This window comes from Marinobacter fuscus (assembly GCF_003007675.1).
GTDB lineage: Bacteria > Pseudomonadota > Gammaproteobacteria > Pseudomonadales > Oleiphilaceae > Marinobacter > Marinobacter fuscus.
Map to the genome: position 1 here is coordinate 1 of NZ_PXNP01000071.1, position 2,700 is coordinate 2,700.

At 47.7% G+C, this 2,700-nt stretch carries 4 protein-coding genes; all 4 read left to right on the top strand.

Annotation, left to right across the window (positions count from 1 at the left end; genetic code table 11):
* Positions 1 to 22 precede the first annotated feature (22 nt).
* The 4 genes from C7H09_RS09460 (at position 23) to C7H09_RS09475 (ending at position 1,945) form a co-directional block, all read left to right on the top strand.
* Entirely contained in the window at positions 23 to 331 is a 309-nt protein-coding gene (locus C7H09_RS09460) for a hypothetical protein (protein ID WP_106761488.1), read from the top strand.
* Between the two features lie 93 nt (positions 332 to 424).
* The gene (locus tag C7H09_RS09465) at positions 425 to 880 is read left to right on the top strand and encodes a hypothetical protein (protein WP_106762286.1); all 456 of its coding nucleotides are present in this window, start codon (positions 425 to 427) and stop codon (positions 878 to 880) included.
* The gene (locus C7H09_RS09470; protein WP_106762287.1) at positions 880 to 1,419 is read left to right on the top strand and encodes an endonuclease V; all 540 of its coding nucleotides are present in this window, start codon (positions 880 to 882) and stop codon (positions 1,417 to 1,419) included. The genes C7H09_RS09465 and C7H09_RS09470 overlap by 1 nt, the downstream gene beginning before the upstream one ends.
* Positions 1,420 to 1,444: 25 nt before the next feature.
* The gene (locus tag C7H09_RS09475) at positions 1,445 to 1,945 is read left to right on the top strand and encodes a pyridoxamine 5'-phosphate oxidase family protein (protein WP_106762288.1); all 501 of its coding nucleotides are present in this window, start codon (positions 1,445 to 1,447) and stop codon (positions 1,943 to 1,945) included.
* Positions 1,946 to 2,700 lie beyond the last annotated feature (755 nt).

Consider the following 2,700-nt stretch of genomic DNA (forward strand, 5'->3'; position numbering starts at 1 on the left):
GCGTTAAGTTTAGGGAGAAGCCGTGAACAGCATTATTGAATTCATGCTTGAAAGCGCTGTCGTAAACTCGATCCCGATATTTTTTGCCGCTGGAATTATCGCGCTCATTGGAGGGCCGTTACTCAAGAAGGCTGGTATTGGAACGTACTTCCGTGGCTTGATCTATTCTGTCATTGGTGTGAGTGCCGGAGTATGGAGTTATACCGTATTCGACATACCGGGTCGCGGTATTGAATTGCTTGAGTTTGCTACTCTTACTGTTGGTATGCTTCTCTATAGCTTGGTAATCATCATGCCCATTGTTGCGATTAAGAACCGCGCAAAAACTTAACAAATCGCAGCAGTACGCGGCTGATGGCCGCCGGACGCCCCTGTCGGGCCGCCGCTGTGCTTCGCGTTAGCTTCACTACCACCTATTCGACATATGAACAAATACCTAGAACAGTTCCAGGAAGAAAAGATAGAAGTAGTCCCATTCAGAGAAGAAGGTTTCTATGAATACGGTAAGGGAGACATTGTAAAAGTAGAGTCCAGAGATAACGGGGAATTGGTTCTATTTAAACAAGAAGAACCTGAGCATGGTTTCATAATGATTAACTATGAAGGCTATGAAATCTGTCTAAGCATGCCTAGCTTCGATGGAGTCATACCAACAACTTTCATAGAAGACTCAAAAACTGCATTAGCGCGGCTTCCAGAATGGTTGCAATTACTTGAAGCTAAAGACTGGTTAGATCGAAAGGAAGCAGATTTAGCTTGGATTGAAGTCTCAAAAGAAGGAATTGAGCTTCATTTTGTTGGAGTAAAAGTTAATGCTGAATACGGAGCATTCTTTGAAAAAGATGACGTCGGTGTGTGGGCTTTTGAAGGGCTTTGTTAGTGATTCTTGCTGTCGATGTACAATACTTGAATGAATCAGCTCATGTAGCTGGAATTGCTTTTGACTCTTGGGAAGATGAAGAAGCTCAGAAAGAGTATACATCCTTTGTAAAAAAGGTCGAACCTTATGAGCCTGGATTTTTTTACAAAAGAGAGCTTCCTTGTATTCTCGCTCTTCTAGAAGAATTTTCACTTAAGCCAAATGTGATAATAGTAGATGGCCATGTTTATTTAGACGGAAAGAGCCGGCCCGGACTAGGTAAGCGCCTATATGATGCTTTAGTAGATAAGCCAGAAATAATTGGTGTCGCGAAGAAGTCATATGCAGACCTTGAATCTGGCCACGAGATTTTTAGGGGCAAAAGCAAAAAGCCTTTGTATATTACAACAACGGGAAACTTGGAGCTGGCCAAATCTTCAATTAAAAACATGTTTGGGAAGAATAGAATTCCTGTACTGTTAAAACAAGTTGATCAGCTTTGCAGAGAAGAAGCTAACAAGTCAAAGCACACGGACAGCGTAAATGCTGCCGGTGTTTGAGGCGTTATGCACTAAGGGAGAAACTATGAGTATCAAGGATGATTGGGGGAAAGTTAAAGCAGTGCTGGAGCAGGGACAAGCCTCGACTCTCTATTGTTCAATCGCAACGGTGAACCCGGATGGAACACCTCACATAACGCCTGTTGGCACAGTATTTTTGGGTGAGGATCAGCGAGGTTATTTCTTTGATCATTATGCCCAAGCTTTGGGTAGCAATATTGATCAAAACCCTCACGTATGCATTATGGCGGTAAACGCTGGCCGCCTTTTTTGGCTGCGCTCTCTATTAAAAGGTCGCTTCGTTGCCCCATCTGGTGTGAGGTTGTACGGCAAAGTTGGGCCAATTCGTGAAGCTACTCTCGAAGAAGTCGAAAAAATAGAACGGCGGGTTAAGCCGTCGAGCTGGATGAAAGGCGCTCGGCAGCTCTGGACAGATTTTACCCATGTTAGAGACATTGAGTTTACCGACTACAAGCCAGTCACTTACCCTGTGATGATGGATGGCATGTGGCCGAAACATGCATAACCAGACGGTCAACCGGACACCAAAAGCTTTCTGCTTTTGGTTCCCTCCGCTGGCGCTCCGGTGCCGGTTACCTAAGCGTTATTGGCCCAGGCCCTCTTCTTTTTTTGCGGGCTCAGTGCCAAGGCCTTGGCACCGGTTTTGGCTGCAAAGCCGCTTGGGTTGATGATGGCCAAGGCCGGAAAAGTTGTTGTCGGGGTTGGTTGCCAAGATCATCGGCAGCATGGTTATTTACGGCGTGCCCCAGTCGCGGGGCCGTCCAGTTCAAACGGTAATCGGGTTGGTGTTGTTTGCGCTCTGGTTCCTTTCGCCATCCGTTGGGTTGGTGCAAGCTGTTCGGGAGAGGGTATGCAGCGTTGGTTGCCAGGGGAGACCTTGGTGGTGACCGGCCACTAACCAGCCGGTCAACCGGACGCCAAAAGCTTACAACTTTTGGTTCCCTCCGCTGCGCTCCGGCGCCGGTTACCTCAGCGTTAGCTGGCAGTGCCTTGGGTCGTTTTGGGTGGTTCGGTGCCATTGTGCCTTGGCCGACAACTGGCAGCAAAATGGAAGTTCTGGAGAATTGCCAAGGCCATCGAAATCCGCCATCGGTTTGGTTGCTCAGCACCTCAGCGGAGTTGGTGTAAAGTTCGGTGTTTCGGTCGCGGGGCTGTCCGCCGAAAATTGGGACGGGGTCTGCTACTCTGAAACTCAGGTTCGTTCACCGCATCGTTTGCGGTGGTTTTAATCACGGTGCATCGGCAGGTGTTGGTGCTAGG